The sequence below is a fragment of the Serratia sp. Ag1 genome (assembly GCF_000743355.1).
Taxonomy (GTDB): domain Bacteria; phylum Pseudomonadota; class Gammaproteobacteria; order Enterobacterales; family Enterobacteriaceae; genus Chania.
Genome location: NZ_JQEI01000016.1, coordinates 1 through 17,743, shown reverse-complemented (window position 1 = coordinate 17,743; position 17,743 = coordinate 1). Strand labels below are relative to the sequence as shown.

Here is a 17,743-nt window from a genome sequence, read left to right as displayed (position 1 = left end):
TGGGGCTGACTATTCTTCGCTGAACAAATCGCCGCCATGCATGTCGATCATTTCCAACGCCTTGCCACCACCGCGTGCCACACAGGTCAGCGGATCTTCTGCGACGACCACCGGAATACCGGTTTCTTCCATCAGCAGGCGATCCAGGTTACGCAGCAGCGCACCACCGCCGGTCAACACCATACCGCGTTCAGAGATGTCAGAAGCCAGTTCTGGCGGGCACTGTTCCAGCGCAACCATCACCGCGCTGACGATACCGGTCAACGGCTCCTGCAAGGCTTCAAGGATTTCATTGGAGTTCATGGTAAAGCCACGCGGCACACCTTCGGCCAGGTTACGGCCACGAACTTCAATCTCACGCACCTCATCATCCGGGTAGGCCGAGCCAATACCGTGTTTGATGCGTTCTGCGGTGGCTTCACCGATCAGTGAACCGTAGTTACGGCGCACATAATTAATGATGGCTTCGTCGAAACGATCGCCGCCGATGCGCACGGAAGAAGAGTACACCACGCCGTTCAGCGAGATAACCGCGACTTCAGTCGTACCACCACCAATATCGACCACCATGGAACCGGTTGCTTCCGATACCGGCAGGCCAGCACCGATCGCCGCAGCCATAGGTTCTTCAATCAGGAACACTTCACGCGCACCAGCCCCTTGGGCAGACTCGCGGATCGCACGGCGTTCCACCTGGGTTGCACCCACGGGAACGCACACCAGCACGCGCGGGCTTGGGCGCATAAAGCTGTTGCTATGAACCTGTTTGATAAAATGCTGCAGCATTTTTTCCGTCACAAAGAAGTCGGCAATAACGCCATCTTTCATTGGACGGATAGCAGCGATATTGCCAGGCGTACGCCCCAGCATCTGCTTGGCATCATGGCCCACGGCCGCAACGCTCTTAGGTGAACCGGCACGATCCTGGCGAATGGCAACCACCGACGGTTCATTCAATACAATGCCTTGTCCTTTAACATAAATTAGGGTATTGGCGGTACCCAAGTCGATGGACAAGTCATTAGAAAACATGCCACGAAATTTCTTAAACATAACGAAAGGATAATCCTGCAAGCTGGGGGCGGAAAATAAAATCCGCCTACTTTACCAACCACACGAAGCAGCGACAAGGCGCAAGAATGTTCTGCTTCGGTGAAAATATAGTCTGTGATGTCTATAGCCGAATGCACGGAAAACGAACGAAAGCTGAAATCCCTCAATCAGGGCACAGTTTCCCACCAAATCAACGTACCAGGCGGCGTAACACAGCTCATAAAATTTAACATTTTTCCTGATTGTCATGGGTGATAAGCACCTATTGACGCCCACAGGAAAAGACGGGCCATTCTACGTTAATTTTTGCCCGGTCATCAGGTTAAACACGATAACGACGCGAATATTTTTTACGACTGACATCGATCGGCTCAAGTGATGCAAAAAAATCGCCCTGCCCACCAAGGACTCCACACTCTTTCAGCGTCTGCCATTCATTGCGTGTACGCACGCCAACGGCAAAAACCTTCGTATTAGTGCCCTCACAGGCGCCGGTCAGGCTCTGTACAAACAGTTGGTTCTCATCACGCCGCTCAATACTTCTCACCAAACCTGGGTGCAGCTTAACGATCTCCACCGGCAATGACTTGATATAGGCGGTACTGACTACGGTTAATCCGGCCTGAGAAACCACCAAACGGCAGCCCAAACCGGAGAATAATCGTAGCACCGGACGCAAACGATCGATATGTTGACACACTTCTGCCTCAGCAAGTTCAATCAGAATTCGTCGGCGGCAACTTTTTTCACACTGTAGCAGGATATCACGAGCCCAACGCTGAAAACTGCGCTGTAATAATGAATCGACACACAACGGGAACGCCAGCGTCTCTTCAGGCCACAGGGCCAATAACGGAATTATCCGACTCATATGCTGGCGATCATAGCTTTCTGCCAGCCCAAACTGCTTGATCAGCGGTAAATACTCTGCGGGCAGCAACTCTTGCACACCATCATGGATCCGGCTAATCACCTTACGGTGGTGCACTTCTCCATCTATGGTGATCACCGGTTGCAGATACAGCCCCGGCCCGCCGCGCGCCAATACCTGTTCGAGCAAGGTACGCCATTTGACGTTACCGCGCCCTTTCTCCGGTACATCGCTATCGTAAATGTACCAACTATTTTCCCCTTGTAACGCAGCGTTGCGCGTAGCTTGCTCGGCGTTATCAATAATTTGTTCGGGGGTTTGCCCGCTACGATAGGCAACAATGCCAATATGCAGGAATGCCTCACGGTCGACCAGCGTTGTTGAAGGTAAAGAATCGATAGCATTAATCAGTTGTGCCGCAATACCGTCGGCTTCTTTCAAAGTGCGGTGCGGTAGCAATACGGTGAAGTCGCTGTGGAAATAACGGGCCAGCAATGCATCGTGGTAACGCATGACAAAAGTAGACAGCAGGTTCACCAGCGAATACATCAGTTCCTGTACCGCTGCATTACCGTGAATTTCACGCAGCGTATCGAAATCAGGCAGCCGCACCATCATGACAATACCGTGCGCTCCCCCTTCTTCTAATTGCGTCGTCAGTTGATTATCAAAAAACAGACGGTTATTAAGGCCGGTTTTCGCATCCTGTGCGGCAAAAGCGCGAATCAGAGTATCAACTCGGTTGCGTTCTTCGCGCGCTTCGGCCAGATCCGCCAGCAGACGATCGAGCGCCCCGCTGACGCTGGCGGGCCACTCGCGCATGTCTCCTTTGAGCACTTCTTCCCGCTCGCCATTAAGAATACGCCGGGCACGGCGTTCAAGACGATCTTCACCTTCGGTCTGTTCACGCAACCAGCGCAGGCTGATCAAGAGGATCACGATCATGAGGATAATAGAAAGGGTGACCGCCGCCGTAGATTGCAATGAACGGATATCGCTGGCGAGAGGATCGATATACGTGATGTTTAGCATGGTTCCAGGGTGATGCATCATCATCAGCGAAGTCTGCCGATAACCATTGAGCGACTCCCAGGGCATTTTTATTGTTGAAAGCCGGTAGGAAAAAAGGTTGCTTTTTCCGGCATCAACACTGATGGCAATAATGCCGAGTGGCCGCATCACCAGTGGCAACCAGTGATCTTGAGCTTGAGGAACATCATGCAACATCGCCTGATCGAGAGACGTCGCTAATGCGTCGAAACGACGTTCAAGACGTTCTTGAGTCACGTAAAAGAAACTGTAAGAACACCCCATCAACATCAGAAACATGGCCAAGGCAACGAGCAGGGTGATCAATGCAGAGAGCTTAGTAGTAAATCTCATCCTCGAGCTTTGTCCACAATAGTTAAACGAAAGATCATCCTTTAATAGATAAAGGCCCCGTATCTGCTCGAATATACCCGTCATACTTCAAGTTGCTTGGGTGTTGGCTGCCCTCACTCACCCCAGTCACTTACTCAAGTAAGCTCCTGGGGATTCATTCGGTTGCCGCCTACAAGCAACTCGAATTATTTTGGGTATAAATGCAACACAGCAACTTGATTTCAACGCATTTAAAAAGTGTTTTTTTTCCTTACCTGGCATCAAGTTACCGTTACCAACCTATCAAGCATAGCTGACGAAGAAAACTATTAAGCGCTATTTTTTTGTCCTTCATCAGGACACACATTCTTATTATGCATATAGTCAAACTAAACCGATTCAAACATTCATATCAAGTATGAAATAAAAGGAAAGGGTGACATGCGAGCACTGTTATTGGAACAACAAGGCGACCAAACTCTGGCGCAGGTCAAAAATATCGACGCCAATCGGCTGCCTGCGGGCGATGTGACGGTCGACATTAATTGGTCCAGCCTCAATTACAAAGATGCACTGGCGATCACCGGAAAAGGAAAGATTATCCGCAATTTTCCGATGGTGCCCGGTATCGATTTCGCTGGCCGCGTGCACAGCAGTAGAGATCAACGATTTAAAGCGGGCCAGAGCGTGGTGCTCACCGGCTGGGGGGTTGGTGAAAATCACTGGGGCGGGTTGGCTGAGCAGGCTCAAGTCTCCGGCGACTGGTTGGTTCCACTGCCTGCGGGGCTGGATGAACGCAAAGCGATGATTCTCGGTACGGCAGGTTTTACCGCTATGCTCTGCGTGATGGCGTTGGAAGAAGGCGGGATAAAACCCGCAGACGGCAACATTCTGGTTACCGGTGCCAGCGGCGGCGTCGGCAGCACGGCGATAGCCCTGCTTGCTGCGCTAGGTTATCGCGTGACGGCGATCAGTGGCCGCGATAACAATACCGGCTATCTGAAATCGCTCGGAGCCACCGAAGTCTTGCCGCGCAGCGATTATATCGAAACACCACGCCCGTTAGAAAAACAGCTGTGGGCCGGAGCAATCGATACGGTGGGCGACAAATTGCTGGCCCGCGTTTTAGCGCAGATGAATTACAACGGCACGGTTGCCGCCTGCGGGCTGGCGGGTGGCTACCAGTTGCCCACCACGGTCATGCCTTTTATTCTGCGCAATGTGCGCCTGCAAGGGATCGATTCGGTGCAGACCCCCTTCCCGCGCCGCCAAGCCGCCTGGGAGCGCTTGGCCAGTATTCTGCCGGAAAGCTTCTACCAACAAGCGACGCAGCAGATCCTGCTCGAACAGGTGCCTGCTACTGCCGCTGCACTGATGAACAATCAGGTGACTGGCCGTACTCTGGTGAAAATCCGCTGAAATAGCAGTAAGTTATTCCCTCTTCCTGCAGAAGAGGGAAAGTCCCCTGATTCCTCTTGCCATTCATTTTTACATCCTACCTCTCGCATTAGGCTAGCTTTCACGCCATGCTTAGGCCGTTACCTGCGGAGAACAAATAATGAACAAAAAAAGAACACTCACCGAAGCCGATGTCACGCCGGAGAGCGTGTTTTATGAGCGGCGCAAAGTCCTCCAGGCGCTGGGGATCACCGCCGCGTCTCTGGCTTTGCCCACCCAGGCACAGGCCGATTTGCTGTCATGGTTTAAAGATAATGATCGGCCCAAAGCGCCCCCCGGCAGAGCACTGGAGTTCAGCAAGCCGGAGATCTGGCAGGCTAACCTGCCCCTGACGCCGGAAGAGAAAGTCACCGGCTACAACAACTTTTACGAATTTGGTCTGGATAAGGCCGATCCTGCGGCTAACGCGGGCGCTCTGAAAACCGAAGGCTGGAAAGTGCAGATCGACGGCGAAGTCAGTAAACCGATCACGCTCGATATTGACGATCTGATGAAGCGTTTCCCACTCGAACAACGTATTTATCGCATGCGCTGCGTAGAAGCCTGGTCGATGGTGGTGCCCTGGATCGGTTTTGAGCTGGGCAAACTGCTTAAGCTGGCGGAGCCCAACAGTAACGCCCGCTATGTTGCCTTTAAAACCCTGTACGATCCTGAGCAGATGCCCGGCCAGAAAGATCGCTTTATCGGCGGCGGCCTGCAATATCCGTATGTCGAAGGATTGCGGCTCGACGAAGCCATGCATCCGCTGGCCTTGCTGACCGTCGGTGTCTATGGCAAAACGCTGCCACCGCAGAACGGCGCACCGCTGCGGCTGATCACCCCATGGAAGTACGGCTTCAAGGGCATCAAATCGATTGTGCAAATCAGCCTGACACGCGAACAGCCACCAACTACCTGGAATCTGTCCGCCCCCAATGAATACGGCTTTTACGCCAACGTCAACCCGCATGTCGATCATCCACGCTGGTCACAAGCTACCGAGCGTTTCATCGGTGCCGGTGGCATTCTGGATGTTCAGCGCCAACCGACACTGCTGTTCAATGGCTATGCCGATCAGGTGGCTTCGCTGTATCGCGGTCTGGATTTACGGGAGAATTTCTAGGTGCGATTAACCCCAACGCATATTCGCTGGCTGAAAGTGGCGATCACTTTAGCGGCTTTTCTGCCGTTCCTGTGGCTGATTCTGGCGGTCAATCAAGGCGGGTTCAGTGCCGATCCGGCGAAAGATATCCAGCATTTTACCGGCAGAATGGCGCTCAAATTACTGCTGGCTACCTTATGCGTCACGCCTCTTGCCCGCTATGCGCGCCAGCCGATGCTGATCCGCTGCCGCCGTATGCTGGGGTTGTGGTGTTTTGCCTGGGCCACATTACATTTACTCAGCTATTCGCTGCTTGAATTGGGATTGAGCAATATCCACCTGTTGGGCCGCGAACTGCTCACCCGCCCGTATCTGACACTCGGCATCGTCAGTTGGCTGCTGCTGTTCGCACTGGCGGCCACCTCCACCCTCTGGGCCCAACGCAAGTTGGGGGCAAAATGGCAAAAGTTGCACAACTGCGTCTATCTGGTGACCATCTTGGCACCCATTCACTATCTTTGGTCGGTAAAAGTCTTTTCGCCGCAGCCCTTCATTTATGCTCTGCTGGCACTGCTGTTACTGGCCCTGCGTTACAGAAAATTTCGTAGCGGGTGGCGCTAAATCCTGCCGGAATGGGTTCGATTGACGGTGAAAATCCCCTCTTCTGGCAGGGAACTTTTCTGTGTTCTATCCCTCATAATCCGATAATAGGGTTATCACTTTGTCAATTCAGGGTTGAATATCTTCGCTGATAAGACCAGTATTTAGCTGCGAATTGCCACGATATCGTTATAATGCCCGCCCTTGTACCTGCAGATGGCATGAAATCGTCGTCTGGCAGGTGACAAATCGGTGACATCGGGTTATTTTCTTCAATGATGGTTTTATTGCCGGAGATAGCAGCACAATGGCGGATAAGTTTCACATTTTGCTTTTGAACGGCCCCAATCTGAATCTACTGGGGACGCGTGAGCCAGAGAAGTACGGCAGCACGACGTTGGCAGAGATTGTTAACGGGTTGGAAAACCAGGCGCATGCGCTAAATATTACCCTGAGCCATCTGCAATCCAACGCTGAACATGCGTTAATCGATCGCATTCATCAGGCACGCGGTAATACGGATTTTATTCTGATTAACCCTGCCGCGTTCACGCATACCAGCGTGGCGCTGCGTGATGCACTGTTGGCGGTGCAGATCCCGTTTATCGAGATCCACCTGTCTAACGTGCATGCCCGCGAGCCTTTCCGCCATCACTCTTACCTCTCTGACGTTGCGGTAGGTGTGATTTGCGGTCTTGGCGCGGATGGCTACACATTTGCTTTACAGGCAGCGGTTCGCCGTTTGTCAAAATCCAACTAATTGCTACGCAAAAAAGAGTCGGAATCACACTCATGGATATTCGTAAAATCAAGAAACTGATCGAACTGGTTGAAGAGTCAGGCATTTCTGAACTGGAAATCTCTGAAGGCGAAGAGTCAGTTCGCATCAGCCGTGCCGCACCGGTGCAGGCTTACCCAATGATGCAACAGTACGCCATGCCAGCCCAGCAGCAACCCGCTCAGGCAACTGCCGTTGCCCCTGTTGCCGCAGAAACCCCAGCAGCACCTGCGGCCATGAGTGGCCACATTGTTCGTTCCCCAATGGTTGGGACTTTCTACCGCACGCCAAGCCCAGACGCGAAAGCCTTTGTGGAAGTGGGCCAGCAAGTGAAAGTTGGCGACACCCTGTGCATCGTTGAAGCCATGAAAATGATGAACCAAATCGAAGCTGACAAGTCAGGCGTGGTGAAAGCCATTCTGGTAGAAAACGGCCAGCCGGTTGAATATGACGAGCCATTGGTCGTCATCGAATAACGAGGCGCATCATGCTTGATAAAATTGTTATCGCTAACCGTGGCGAGATTGCGTTGCGTATTCTGCGTGCCTGTAAAGAGTTGGGTATCAAGACCGTGGCCGTTCACTCTGCCGCCGATCGCGATCTGAAACACGTACTGCTGGCTGACGAGACCGTGTGTATAGGCCCTGCGCCTTCGGTTAAAAGCTACCTGAACATCCCGGCCATCATCTCTGCAGCGGAAATCACCGGCGCAGTGGCGATCCACCCAGGTTACGGCTTCCTGTCCGAGAACGCCGACTTTGCCGAGCAGGTCGAACGTTCCGGCTTTATCTTCATCGGCCCGCGTGCTGACACCATCCGCCTGATGGGCGACAAGGTTTCCGCCATTAACGCGATGAAAAAGGCTGGCGTGCCTTGCGTACCAGGCTCTGATGGCCCACTGACCGACGACATGGATAAAAACCGTGCCTTCGCCAAGCGCATCGGTTACCCGGTGATCATCAAGGCCTCTGGCGGCGGCGGCGGTCGCGGTATGCGCGTGGTGCGCCACGACAAAGATCTTGAACAATCCATTACCATGACCAAAGCGGAAGCCAAAGCGGCTTTCAACAACGACATGGTCTATATGGAAAAATACCTGGAAAACCCGCGCCACATCGAGATTCAGGTGTTGGCAGACGGCCAGGGCAATGCCATCTACTTGGCTGAGCGTGACTGCTCAATGCAGCGCCGCCACCAGAAAGTGGTTGAAGAAGCACCAGCGCCAGGGATCACCCCGGAACTGCGCCGTTACATCGGCGAACGCTGCTCGAAAGCCTGTGTGGAGATCGGCTACCGTGGTGCAGGCACCTTTGAGTTCCTGTACGAAAACGGCGAGTTCTATTTCATCGAAATGAACACCCGTATTCAGGTAGAACACCCGGTAACCGAAATGATCACCGGTGTGGATCTGATCAAAGAACAGCTGCGTATCGCTGCCGGTCAGCCATTGTCGATCAAACAGGATGAAGTGAAGATCCACGGCCATGCGGTGGAATGCCGCATCAATGCTGAAGATCCGAACACCTTCCTGCCAAGCCCAGGCAAGATCACCCGTTTCCATGCGCCGGGCGGTTTCGGCGTACGTTGGGAATCTCATATCTACGCCGGTTATACCGTGCCGCCGTACTATGACTCCATGATCGGTAAGTTGATCACTTACGGTGAAAGCCGTGACGTGGCCATTGCCCGTATGAAAAACGCACTGGCTGAACTGATCATCGATGGCATCAAAACCAACGTTGAACTACAGCAAAAGATCATGAACGACGAGAACTTCCAGCACGGTGGCACCAATATCCACTATCTGGAAAAGAAGCTGGGCCTGCAAGAGACCTAAGCTCATCAGTTGTACATTTTCCGACCAAGGCCGATGATTCATCGGCCTTTTTCTTTACGGCGGCAGCCAACTTAACGCTGGGCAAACGCCGATCTTGTCGTAAAATCCTCTCCTTTGCCAATCCATCACCGTAAACCCTTGGAGGCACGGATGGAACAACGCTTTGTTCAAGCTCATCGCGAGGCGCGCTGGGCACTGGGTCTGACGCTACTCTACCTGCTGGCGTGGTCGTTGGCGGCCTACTTGCCGGATAGCGCCACGGGCATCACCGGCTTGCCACATTGGTTCGAAATGGCGTGCCTGCTGGTGCCGCTGTTGTTTATCGGCCTGTGCTGGCTGATGGTGCGCGGCGTATTCCGCGATATTCCCCTGGAGGATAGCGATGCAAATTGAAGTGATCTTGCCGCTGATTGCCTACCTGCTGTTGGTTTTCGGCCTGTCGATTTATGCCTACAGCCGCCGCCAGACCGGCAACTTCCTCAGTGAATATTTCCTCGGCAACCGCTCAATGGGTGGCTTTGTGCTGGCAATGACGCTCACCGCCACCTATATCAGCGCCAGTTCGTTTATCGGCGGGCCCGGTGCAGCCTATAAATACGGCCTCGGCTGGGTGCTGCTGGCAATGATCCAACTGCCCGCTGTGTGGCTCTCGCTCGGGGTACTGGGCAAAAAATTCGCTATTCTGGCGCGGCGCTACAATGCCATCACCCTGAACGACATGCTGTTCGCCCGCTACCAGAGCCGCCTATTGGTCTGGCTGGCCAGTCTCAGCCTGCTGGTGGCCTTTCTCGGGGCCATGACGGTGCAGTTTATCGGCGGTGCGCGTTTGTTGGAAACGGCAGCGGGCATCCCCTACGATACCGGCCTGCTGATTTTTGGCGTCAGCATTGCGCTGTACACCGCGTTCGGCGGGTTCCGTGCCAGCGTGCTTAACGACGCGATGCAAGGGTTGGTCATGCTGCTCGGCACCGTATTGCTGCTGGTGGCGGTGATCCACGCGGCGGGCGGCTTACACAGTGCAGTAGATAAATTGCAGCAGATCGATCCGGCCTTAGTGACACCGCAGGGCGGTGAGCAGATCCTCAGCCTGCCGTTTATGGCTTCGTTCTGGATCCTGGTGTGCTTCGGCGTAATCGGCCTGCCGCACACCACCGTGCGCTGCATTTCCTACAAAGACAGCAAAGCAGTGCATCGCGGGATCATCCTCGGCACCATCGTGGTGGCAGTGCTGATGTTCGGTATGCATCTGGCGGGAGCTTTGGGCCGTGCGGTGATCCCCGATCTGAAGATCCCCGATCAGGTGATCCCGACGCTGATGATCACCGTGCTGCCACCTTACGCCGCCGGGATCTTCCTGGCCGCGCCGATGGCGGCGATCATGTCGACCATCAATGCGCAATTGCTGCAATCCTCCGCGACCATTATCAAAGATCTTTATCTGGGCGTGCGGCCACAGCAAGTACACAATGAGAAGATGATCAAACGCTTCTCCAGCCTGACCACCCTGATCCTGGGGTTACTGGTGTTATTGGCCGCCTGGCGGCCACCGGAAATGATTATCTGGCTGAACCTGCTGGCCTTCGGCGGATTGGAAGCAGTATTCCTCTGGCCGCTGGTGTTGGGCCTGTACTGGGAGCGTGCCAACGCGCAGGGAGCGCTTAGCTCAATGGTCACGGGTGCGTTATGCTATACGCTATTGGCCAGCTTCAAGCTGCAACTGGCAGGGCTGCACCCGATTGTGCCTGCGCTGCTGCTCAGCCTGACGGCGTTTTATATCGGTAACCTGTGCGGCGAAAAGCGTCGGCTGGCGTTATCATTACCCTCTTGAAGAGAATTGTTATGCCTTGGATCCAACTAAAACTGAACACCACCGGCAAGCAGGCCGAAAACCTGAGCGATGCGCTGGTTGAAAGCGGCGCGGTATCGGTGACCTTTCAGGACACCCACGACAACCCGGTATTTGAACCTTTGCCGGGCGAAACCCTGCTGTGGGGCGATACCGATGTGATTGGCCTGTACGATGCCGAGACCGATATGGCTGATGTGGTTGCCATGCTGGAACAGCATCCACTGCTGGGTGCCGGTTTCCGCCATAAAATCGAGCAGTTGGAAGATAAAGATTGGGAACGCGAATGGATGGATAACTTCCACCCGATGCGTTTCGGCGAGCGGCTGTGGATCTGCCCAAGCTGGCGCGACGTGCCGGATCCGAATGCGGTTAACGTGATGCTCGATCCGGGCCTGGCGTTCGGCACAGGGACTCACCCCACCACCGCGCTCTGCCTGCAATGGCTCGACGGACTGGATCTGGCGGGCAAAACCCTCATCGACTTCGGCTGTGGCTCCGGCATTCTGGCGATTGCCGCTTTGAAACTCGGTGCAACGCGCGCTATCGGTATTGATATCGATCCCCAAGCTATTCAGGCCAGCCGCGACAACGCGCAGCGTAACGGCGTTTCAGAACGTTTGGAGCTGTATCTGCCGAAAGATCAGCCCGCCGATCTGCTGGCTGACGTGGTGGTTGCCAATATTCTGGCAGGCCCACTGCGTGAACTGGCCCCGCTCATCGGCTGCCTGCCAAAAACCGGTGGCTACCTTGGCCTCTCTGGCGTTCTGGCGACTCAAGCCCAGAGCGTTGCTGAAGCTTATGCAGACAAATTCACGCTCGATCCGGTTGCCGAACGCGAAGAATGGTGCCGCATCACAGGCCAACGTAAATAGTTACATTTTTCCTCTCAAAAAAAACCACCAGAAATTTAATTACTTCCGGTGGTTTTCCATCTTTCCCTCAGAAAACACTGATTTATCCTCGGGAATGCCGGGCGTATCCTCCTAAACTTGGCAAAGGCTATCAGCTATCTAATGTGATGCACGCCAAAAACTATTCACGTTTTAGTTGTAATAGAGGTGGAAGATGAAAGGAAAATTACTACTGGCAGTCATGCTGGCAGCCAGCTTCTCAATCGGTGCGGCAGAGCAACACCAGCATTGGAGTTACGAAGGTCAGGAAGATCCGGCACATTGGGGCAAACTCTCCCCTGATTTTTCACTGTGTGAAACCGGCAAGAACCAGTCACCGGTCAATATCCAAGGTGCACTGAAAACGCATCACGGTAAGCTTGATTTAGCTTTCCAGCCGGGTAAACAGCAAATCATCAATAACGGCCATACCATTCAGGTTAACGTTAGCGAAGGTAATACCCTGCGTTTGGATAACGATACCTTTACGCTGCAGCAGTTCCACTTCCATGCACCGAGCGAAAACGAGATCGACGGCAAGCAGTTCCCGCTGGAGGCCCATTTCGTCTATAAAGACAAAGACGGTGCTTTGGCGGTATTGGCGCTGATGTTCCAGGAAGGTAAAGCCAACCCGCAACTGGCACAAGCCTGGCAGCAAATGCCAACTCAGGTTGATCAGACTGCAGTCCTGACCAAACCGGTTGATATTCAGGCCCTGTTGCCTAAGCAGTTCAACTTCTACCGCTTCAGCGGTTCACTGACTACACCACCTTGCTCTGAAGGCGTAACCTGGATGGTTCTGGATCACCCGGTGAACGCTTCTGCCGAGCAGATCGGTCAATTCCGTTCGGTTGTCCACCATGCCAATAATCGCCCGGTACAGCCGCTCAATGGCCGCGTTATCGTCGATTAATGTCTAAGGTATGCTCACCGCTGTCTCCTCTGGGGGGCGGTGGGCCGCTAAAACGATTCAGTGACGATGTTTTCTGTCATTATTTTTCACGTCTTGTCAAAGCTTTACCCTGATAATTCTGCTGTACACCTGATGTTGCATGCTCAAATTCGCATCATTTAAAGATAAAATCCTGTTGTGACAGGAATATTTCATTGCTCGGAAATTAAGCGTAATACGTCAAGCTGTTGTTAAATAAATACAATATTTATATAAACCGCTGTGAGCCGCGTTTTCGTTGATAAATAGCAGCACATTGGTCAAAGTTTGGCCTTTCATCTCGACGAAAAAATGCGTAATATACGCGCCCTTGCGGACACAGTATGGTCAGTCTTTGTCTATGCGCATTGGAAACCACCAGTTAACAAATTGCCTGATTGCGGCCCCGATGGCCGGGATCACCGATCGCCCATTCAGAACCTTGTGTCATGCAATGGGAGCTGGGATGGCTGTATCCGAGATGCTCTCCTCCAATCCGGAGGTGTGGCGCACGGATAAGTCACGTCTGCGTATGGTACATAGTGATGAACCAGGGATCCGTTCCGTGCAGATCGCCGGATGTGATCCTGATGATATGGCTGCTGCGGCGCGCATTAATGTGGCCAGCGGCGCACAGATCATCGACATCAATATGGGTTGCCCGGCCAAGAAAGTGAACCGGAAGCTTGCAGGGTCTGCGTTATTGCAGTACCCGGATCTGGTTAAGCAGATCCTCCACGCGGTGGTTAACGCCGTGGATGTGCCGGTTACGCTTAAGATCCGTACCGGCTGGGCACCAGAACACCGTAACTGTGTAGAGATTGCCCAACTGGCCGAAAACTGCGGTATACAGGCCTTGACGATTCATGGCCGAACCCGTGCTTGCCTGTTCAACGGCAACGCGGAATACAACAGCATTCGGGCAGTTAAGCAGAGTGTTTCCATTCCGATTATCGCGAATGGCGACATTACTGACCCGCATAAAGCCAGAGCAGTGCTTGACTACACTGGGGCCGATGCCCTGATGATAGGCCGCGCTGCTCAGGGGAGACCCTGGATCTTCCGGGAAATCCAGCATTATCTGGACACAGGGGAGCTGCTGCCACCGATGCCACTTGGCGAAGTGAAGCGCTTGTTGATAGAGCACATTCGGGAACTGCACGGTTTTTATGGCCAAGGCAAAGGATTCCGGATTGCTCGTAAGCACGTATCCTGGTATCTCCAGGAGCATGCCCCAAATGACCAGTTTCGGCGCACATTCAACGCCATAGAGGATGCCAGCGAACAGCTGGAGGCGTTGGAGGCATATTTCGAAAATCTAGCGTAAAAAAAAGAGCTGACAGAACTATGTTCGAACAACGCGTAAATTCTGACGTACTGACCGTTTCAACCGTGAACTCACAGGACCAAGTGACTCAAAAGCCTCTGCGTGACTCGGTTAAGCAAGCACTGAAGAACTATTTTGCTCAACTGAATGGTCAAGATGTTAGTGACCTGTATGAGCTGGTATTGGCTGAAGTTGAACAGCCATTGTTGGACATGGTGATGCAATACACCCGTGGCAACCAAACCCGTGCAGCACTGATGATGGGTATCAACCGCGGTACGTTGCGCAAGAAATTGAAAAAATACGGCATGAACTGATACTAATCAGTTAACGTATTGATAAAAGGCGCTTTTCCTCATTCGGTTAAGCGCCTTTTTCTTTTAAATGACTACACCATAGACTACACATGATGATGAACAATAACAAACCAGTACACTCATAAAAGCACTTGGTCTGATAGAATAGAGCCCGATTTTAAGACTTCAATTGAGACTAGAATGAACACGATCAATGGAAAGCAAAAAGCTAGAGGGAAGCACCTTTCAACCCTGGGCGCTATTTTTTCTAACCTTGAAAACTTATCTGTCTTGGTTCTTTTCGGCCTAAGTTCGCTTATGGCATTACTTGGGCGCCCTGCGGAAATGGCGCTTGCCATTGTTGCTGGGGCGATTGGTTTAGCTTTCAGTAACATTGATAAACTGGAGTCATTCAAAGGCGCTGGCTTTGAAGCAAAAACGAGAGAACGGAGAGCTCAAGAGGCTGTTATCTCAGAACAAACTAACAATACAGAAGAGCTCAAAACTCTAGCCTCCGATATTACAAAAGCGCGTGAAGCTATCATGAGCGCCCTTCTTAATACCGAATATAATGCACGCTACCCAAGTGGGATTGCTGAAGAGGCAAATTATCCTAGAGACGTAGTATTGGAAGAGCTGAACTGGTTACAGCAACAGAAATTAGTAGAAAAAAGAGCTGGGAAAAATGGGTATCTTTGGAGCCTCACTGAAAAGGGAATGGCTCTACTTCCAATAGTGGTTTTCGGCAGAAAGCCTTTGTGATTACTAAGCATTCCACCTAAATTTCAAAGGGCTAGAGAGCACCACTAGCCCCAAAATTGAATCACTACTGCTGATCTTCTGCGTAAATCCCAGCAGAAATAATTGCGCCACCGATCCGGCGCTTGCCGTAGAGAATCGGCACAGGGTTGCCCTGGGCGATGGTGTTTACCGGCCCGCCGAAGGCGTAAGACGGTTTATTGTCAGGGCTCTCTCGCATTGCTAAGCCGCCTTGCATGGGTGACAGCATTTGAACGACACCACCCAGCGCCATAGCGGTTCCCGTCATTGCCATCGCCCCTGCAAGCCCTTTAACTGCAAATGCGGCTCCTAACCCTCCCGACATGATGGCGGCGGCCCCAACCAGCACAGCACCAAGAATGGTCTGAAACACTCCGGCCTGTTTGCTGCCAATAATGACCGGCACGATCCTGATCTCGTCAGTGCCGTTAAAATCCAACTCATCTTTGCCAATGTTCCGTTTGCCGTTGAATATGGCAAAGGTTAGCCCTTTGGCCTTGCTGGTCAGCATGAATTTTTCAAACCCAGGCAATACAGTACATAACGCCTTAACCCCTTCCCCTGGCGTTTTTACACACATTTCAATGATGCCTTTCTGGTTGTCTTTCACAAACTGGCGCAACGGGCCGTAGAGCCTGATCGTTCTTTTCTGGTTATCAAGTGTGTTCATAATGATCTCCTGTTAAATACCGTTGAACGCCGCAAGGCGCTGCTGTTGTTCTTCGCTCATGTCGAAGGCAAATTCTTCATGCTGTAGCTGATAGGTGCCAAAGCTCATCAGGAAGGCGACCGCCGGATCTATCTTGTTGGCGGCCTTCTTCTTGTTCGGCTTGATATTGGCGTTGGCGTCGGTTTCCATCACCACGTTAGCCATCGCCCAGGCCAGCACCGGATCGCCGTTGTGCTCGATCACCTTACGGTTCACGAACACCTCCGCCGATTTCGCCACCGGGCTGAATTTCACATAGGTTTGCGGGAACGGCTCCACATCGAGGCCAGCCCCTTGAAGCTGGGTACGGATCTGCGTGGCGTTCCAGGTATCGAAGCCCACCAGCTCGATGTTGAAGCGCTCAGCGTCGGCCAGCACATCATCACGGATGCGGTCATAGTCGATGCAATCCCCCGGCGTGGTGCGTAACCAGCCCTGTTTCACCCACTGGCGGTACAAAGTGCGGTTCTTATTGGCCGGGTTCTGCAGTTGGGCTTCAGGGATATAGTGGCGCGTCAGCAGGCGCACGCGGCGTTCTAGCGGGAAGGTGTAGCAAACGCTGGTAATGTCACTGGTGGAAGAGAGATCCATACCGGCGTAACACGTCAGCCCTTCCAGGTCGGCTTCGGTATAGTCGGCGGCGCAGGCTTTCCAGGCTCCTTCCCCCATCCACGGCGTTGCACCCTGGCACCAGATATTGAAACGCTTGGTCAGCATTTCCACCCACTGCGAGGGAATACCGCGGGCCTTCTGGATGGTATCGGCCAGCGCGGCCACATCCACGGATACCGACAGGTTAGGATTGGCCTTCACCCACTTCGCCGGGTCGTCTACTTCGGTTTCGTCGTCCAGCTCGTAGATCAACGCGAACAGCGATTCATTCTCTTCTTCCCCGGCCAATATCTGGCAACAGTAGTCATAGTGTTGCTTGCAGGCCGATACGATGTTGCTGCCGGCTGTCGTGATGGCAAACAGAATGCCTTCAGGGCGTGCCCCCATCCCCAGCTCGAGCGCCGAATACACGCCGTTATCCGGGTGCAGGTGGTATTCATCGACCACCGCCAGGCTCGGGTTAGTCCCTTCAATGGTGGAGGCTCTGGCCGCCAGCGGCTTTAACAGGCTGTTGGATTTGGCGTAAATCAGCTTGTGCTGCTGGATAGCCACCCGCTTGCGCAGCGGTTTGGAGAGCAGGCACATCTGCCGGGCATCATCAAACACGATACGGGCCTGATCCCGGCTCACGGCGGCGGTGTAAATGTCCTGCTGGCCGTGCTCCATCACCAGGAACCAGTTAGCCAGCATCGCGGCCACTGTCGATTTGGCGTTCTTGCGCGGTACCTGAATGTAGGCGCTGCGGTACTTGCGGCGACCGGTAGCCGCCAATTTGAAGCCCAGCAGGTTGGCAAAGGCGAACTGCTGCCACGGTTCAAGCGCGATCGGCTTGCCGCGCAACGGGCCTTTAACGTGGGGACAGAGGCGAGAAAAAGCGACAAAACGCTCTACAGTGGCCGTATCGAACACGTAAAGGGGGTTGTTGAGGTCGGAAAAGTAGCGGTTTACGGCCTGTTTTAGCCGCTTACACGCCGGTATTTCACCGCTTTTTATCGCTTCTGCGTATTCATCCCAGGCGGTCAAGTTCGTCTTCCTCGTCGATTTCTACCGGATTACGGCGGCGGGATACCGGATCAAAACCCAACAGGGAAGACATTTTGATCATGATTTTTTCGGCGTCCGATTTGGCCTTCAGCGCGGGGTTGGTGGTGGTGGCACCGCGTGAACCCTCAACCGAAAAACCACGCGCCGCAAGGTCTGCCACGGCACGGCGGTACATCGAGTAGTTGAGGCAATACAATTCCAGGTTGCGCCAATCGGCATCAATTAAATCGCCGCGTTCCATCAGTTGCTTGGCTCTCGCTTTCCA

18 protein-coding genes are annotated in these 17,743 nt (G+C 53.2%); 13 read left to right on the top strand and 5 right to left on the bottom strand.

Features of this window, described 5'->3' with window-relative positions:
* Window positions 1-9: 9 nt before the first annotated feature.
* Window positions 10-1,053 carry a rod shape-determining protein MreB gene (gene mreB / locus IV04_RS10225; protein WP_021180765.1) on the bottom strand — a complete coding sequence of 348 codons (1,044 nt, stop codon included), beginning with the start codon at window positions 1,051-1,053 and terminating at the stop codon, window positions 10-12.
* Window positions 1,054-1,375: 322 nt separating this feature from the next.
* Window positions 1,376-3,307, bottom strand: coding sequence for an RNase E specificity factor CsrD (gene csrD, locus IV04_RS10220; protein WP_037395031.1), 1,932 nt, complete (start codon window positions 3,305-3,307; stop codon window positions 1,376-1,378).
* A gap of 420 nt (window positions 3,308-3,727) precedes the next feature.
* Between csrD and IV04_RS10215 the strand changes: the two genes are divergently transcribed.
* From IV04_RS10215 to IV04_RS10155, 13 genes are all read left to right on the top strand, one after another.
* Window positions 3,728-4,705 (top strand): MDR family oxidoreductase, encoded by a 978-nt coding sequence (locus IV04_RS10215; protein ID WP_037395034.1) that lies wholly within the window; start codon window positions 3,728-3,730, stop codon window positions 4,703-4,705.
* Window positions 4,706-4,844: 139 nt separating this feature from the next.
* On the top strand, window positions 4,845-5,846 hold the full coding sequence (gene msrP / locus IV04_RS10210; protein ID WP_037395036.1) for a protein-methionine-sulfoxide reductase catalytic subunit MsrP: 1,002 nt from the start codon (window positions 4,845-4,847) through the stop codon (window positions 5,844-5,846).
* On the top strand, window positions 5,847-6,446 hold the full coding sequence (msrQ, locus tag IV04_RS10205; RefSeq protein ID WP_037395038.1) for a protein-methionine-sulfoxide reductase heme-binding subunit MsrQ: 600 nt from the start codon (window positions 5,847-5,849) through the stop codon (window positions 6,444-6,446).
* Between the two features lie 286 nt (window positions 6,447-6,732).
* The gene (aroQ, locus tag IV04_RS10200) at window positions 6,733-7,185 is read left to right on the top strand and encodes a type II 3-dehydroquinate dehydratase (RefSeq protein ID WP_037395042.1); all 453 of its coding nucleotides are present in this window, start codon (window positions 6,733-6,735) and stop codon (window positions 7,183-7,185) included.
* Between the two features lie 32 nt (window positions 7,186-7,217).
* On the top strand, window positions 7,218-7,679 hold the full coding sequence (gene accB, locus IV04_RS10195) for an acetyl-CoA carboxylase biotin carboxyl carrier protein (RefSeq protein ID WP_037395045.1): 462 nt from the start codon (window positions 7,218-7,220) through the stop codon (window positions 7,677-7,679).
* An 11-nt stretch (window positions 7,680-7,690) separates the two neighbouring features.
* Window positions 7,691-9,040 carry an acetyl-CoA carboxylase biotin carboxylase subunit gene (accC, locus tag IV04_RS10190; RefSeq protein ID WP_037395048.1) on the top strand — a complete coding sequence of 450 codons (1,350 nt, stop codon included), beginning with the start codon at window positions 7,691-7,693 and terminating at the stop codon, window positions 9,038-9,040.
* A 150-nt stretch (window positions 9,041-9,190) separates the two neighbouring features.
* Window positions 9,191-9,433 carry a YhdT family protein gene (locus tag IV04_RS10185; protein ID WP_037395051.1) on the top strand — a complete coding sequence of 81 codons (243 nt, stop codon included), beginning with the start codon at window positions 9,191-9,193 and terminating at the stop codon, window positions 9,431-9,433.
* Entirely contained in the window at window positions 9,423-10,868 is a 1,446-nt protein-coding gene (gene panF / locus IV04_RS10180; RefSeq protein ID WP_037395053.1) for a sodium/pantothenate symporter, read from the top strand. The genes IV04_RS10185 and panF overlap by 11 nt, the downstream gene beginning before the upstream one ends.
* An 11-nt stretch (window positions 10,869-10,879) precedes the next feature.
* Window positions 10,880-11,761: a 50S ribosomal protein L11 methyltransferase gene (gene prmA, locus IV04_RS10175; protein WP_037395055.1), complete on the top strand. Its 882-nt coding sequence runs from the start codon at window positions 10,880-10,882 to the stop codon at window positions 11,759-11,761.
* 193 nt (window positions 11,762-11,954) lie between these two features.
* Window positions 11,955-12,692, top strand: coding sequence for a carbonic anhydrase (locus IV04_RS10170; RefSeq protein ID WP_037395058.1), 738 nt, complete (start codon window positions 11,955-11,957; stop codon window positions 12,690-12,692).
* 379 nt (window positions 12,693-13,071) lie between these two features.
* Window positions 13,072-14,037, top strand: a complete 966-nt coding sequence (gene dusB, locus IV04_RS10165) for a tRNA dihydrouridine synthase DusB (RefSeq protein WP_037395061.1) — start codon at window positions 13,072-13,074, stop codon at window positions 14,035-14,037.
* Window positions 14,038-14,057: 20 nt separating this feature from the next.
* Window positions 14,058-14,354: a DNA-binding transcriptional regulator Fis gene (gene fis, locus IV04_RS10160; RefSeq protein ID WP_003855228.1), complete on the top strand. Its 297-nt coding sequence runs from the start codon at window positions 14,058-14,060 to the stop codon at window positions 14,352-14,354.
* 180 nt (window positions 14,355-14,534) lie between these two features.
* Complete coding sequence (locus tag IV04_RS10155) at window positions 14,535-15,095, top strand: hypothetical protein (protein WP_037395068.1); 561 nt, start codon at window positions 14,535-14,537, stop codon at window positions 15,093-15,095.
* 64 nt (window positions 15,096-15,159) lie between these two features.
* On the opposite strand, the gene IV04_RS10150 is transcribed toward IV04_RS10155, so the two are convergent.
* The 3 genes from IV04_RS10150 to IV04_RS10140 form a co-directional block, all read right to left on the bottom strand.
* Window positions 15,160-15,783: a tail assembly protein gene (locus IV04_RS10150; RefSeq protein WP_037395071.1), complete on the bottom strand. Its 624-nt coding sequence runs from the start codon at window positions 15,781-15,783 to the stop codon at window positions 15,160-15,162.
* A 12-nt stretch (window positions 15,784-15,795) separates the two neighbouring features.
* Window positions 15,796-17,457, bottom strand: a complete 1,662-nt coding sequence (locus IV04_RS10145; RefSeq protein ID WP_037395074.1) for a terminase large subunit — start codon at window positions 17,455-17,457, stop codon at window positions 15,796-15,798.
* The coding region (locus IV04_RS10140; RefSeq protein ID WP_051916749.1) for a phage terminase small subunit P27 family at window positions 17,441-17,743 on the bottom strand (303 nt) is incomplete at its 5' end. The genes IV04_RS10145 and IV04_RS10140, both read right to left, overlap by 17 nt.

Coding starts and splice junctions, on each gene's coding strand:
- mreB (WP_021180765.1), bottom strand. CDS start 1,053: ATGTTTAAGAAATTTCGTGGCATGTTTTCTAATGACTTGTCCATCGAC.
- csrD (WP_037395031.1), bottom strand. CDS start 3,307: ATGAGATTTACTACTAAGCTCTCTGCATTGATCACCCTGCTCGTTGCC.
- IV04_RS10215 (WP_037395034.1), top strand. CDS start 3,728: ATGCGAGCACTGTTATTGGAACAACAAGGCGACCAAACTCTGGCGCAG.
- msrP (WP_037395036.1), top strand. CDS start 4,845: ATGAACAAAAAAAGAACACTCACCGAAGCCGATGTCACGCCGGAGAGC.
- aroQ (WP_037395042.1), top strand. CDS start 6,733: ATGGCGGATAAGTTTCACATTTTGCTTTTGAACGGCCCCAATCTGAAT.
- accB (WP_037395045.1), top strand. CDS start 7,218: ATGGATATTCGTAAAATCAAGAAACTGATCGAACTGGTTGAAGAGTCA.
- accC (WP_037395048.1), top strand. CDS start 7,691: ATGCTTGATAAAATTGTTATCGCTAACCGTGGCGAGATTGCGTTGCGT.
- IV04_RS10185 (WP_037395051.1), top strand. CDS start 9,191: ATGGAACAACGCTTTGTTCAAGCTCATCGCGAGGCGCGCTGGGCACTG.
- panF (WP_037395053.1), top strand. CDS start 9,423: ATGCAAATTGAAGTGATCTTGCCGCTGATTGCCTACCTGCTGTTGGTT.
- prmA (WP_037395055.1), top strand. CDS start 10,880: ATGCCTTGGATCCAACTAAAACTGAACACCACCGGCAAGCAGGCCGAA.
- IV04_RS10170 (WP_037395058.1), top strand. CDS start 11,955: ATGAAAGGAAAATTACTACTGGCAGTCATGCTGGCAGCCAGCTTCTCA.
- dusB (WP_037395061.1), top strand. CDS start 13,072: ATGCGCATTGGAAACCACCAGTTAACAAATTGCCTGATTGCGGCCCCG.
- fis (WP_003855228.1), top strand. CDS start 14,058: ATGTTCGAACAACGCGTAAATTCTGACGTACTGACCGTTTCAACCGTG.
- IV04_RS10155 (WP_037395068.1), top strand. CDS start 14,535: ATGAACACGATCAATGGAAAGCAAAAAGCTAGAGGGAAGCACCTTTCA.
- IV04_RS10150 (WP_037395071.1), bottom strand. CDS start 15,783: ATGAACACACTTGATAACCAGAAAAGAACGATCAGGCTCTACGGCCCG.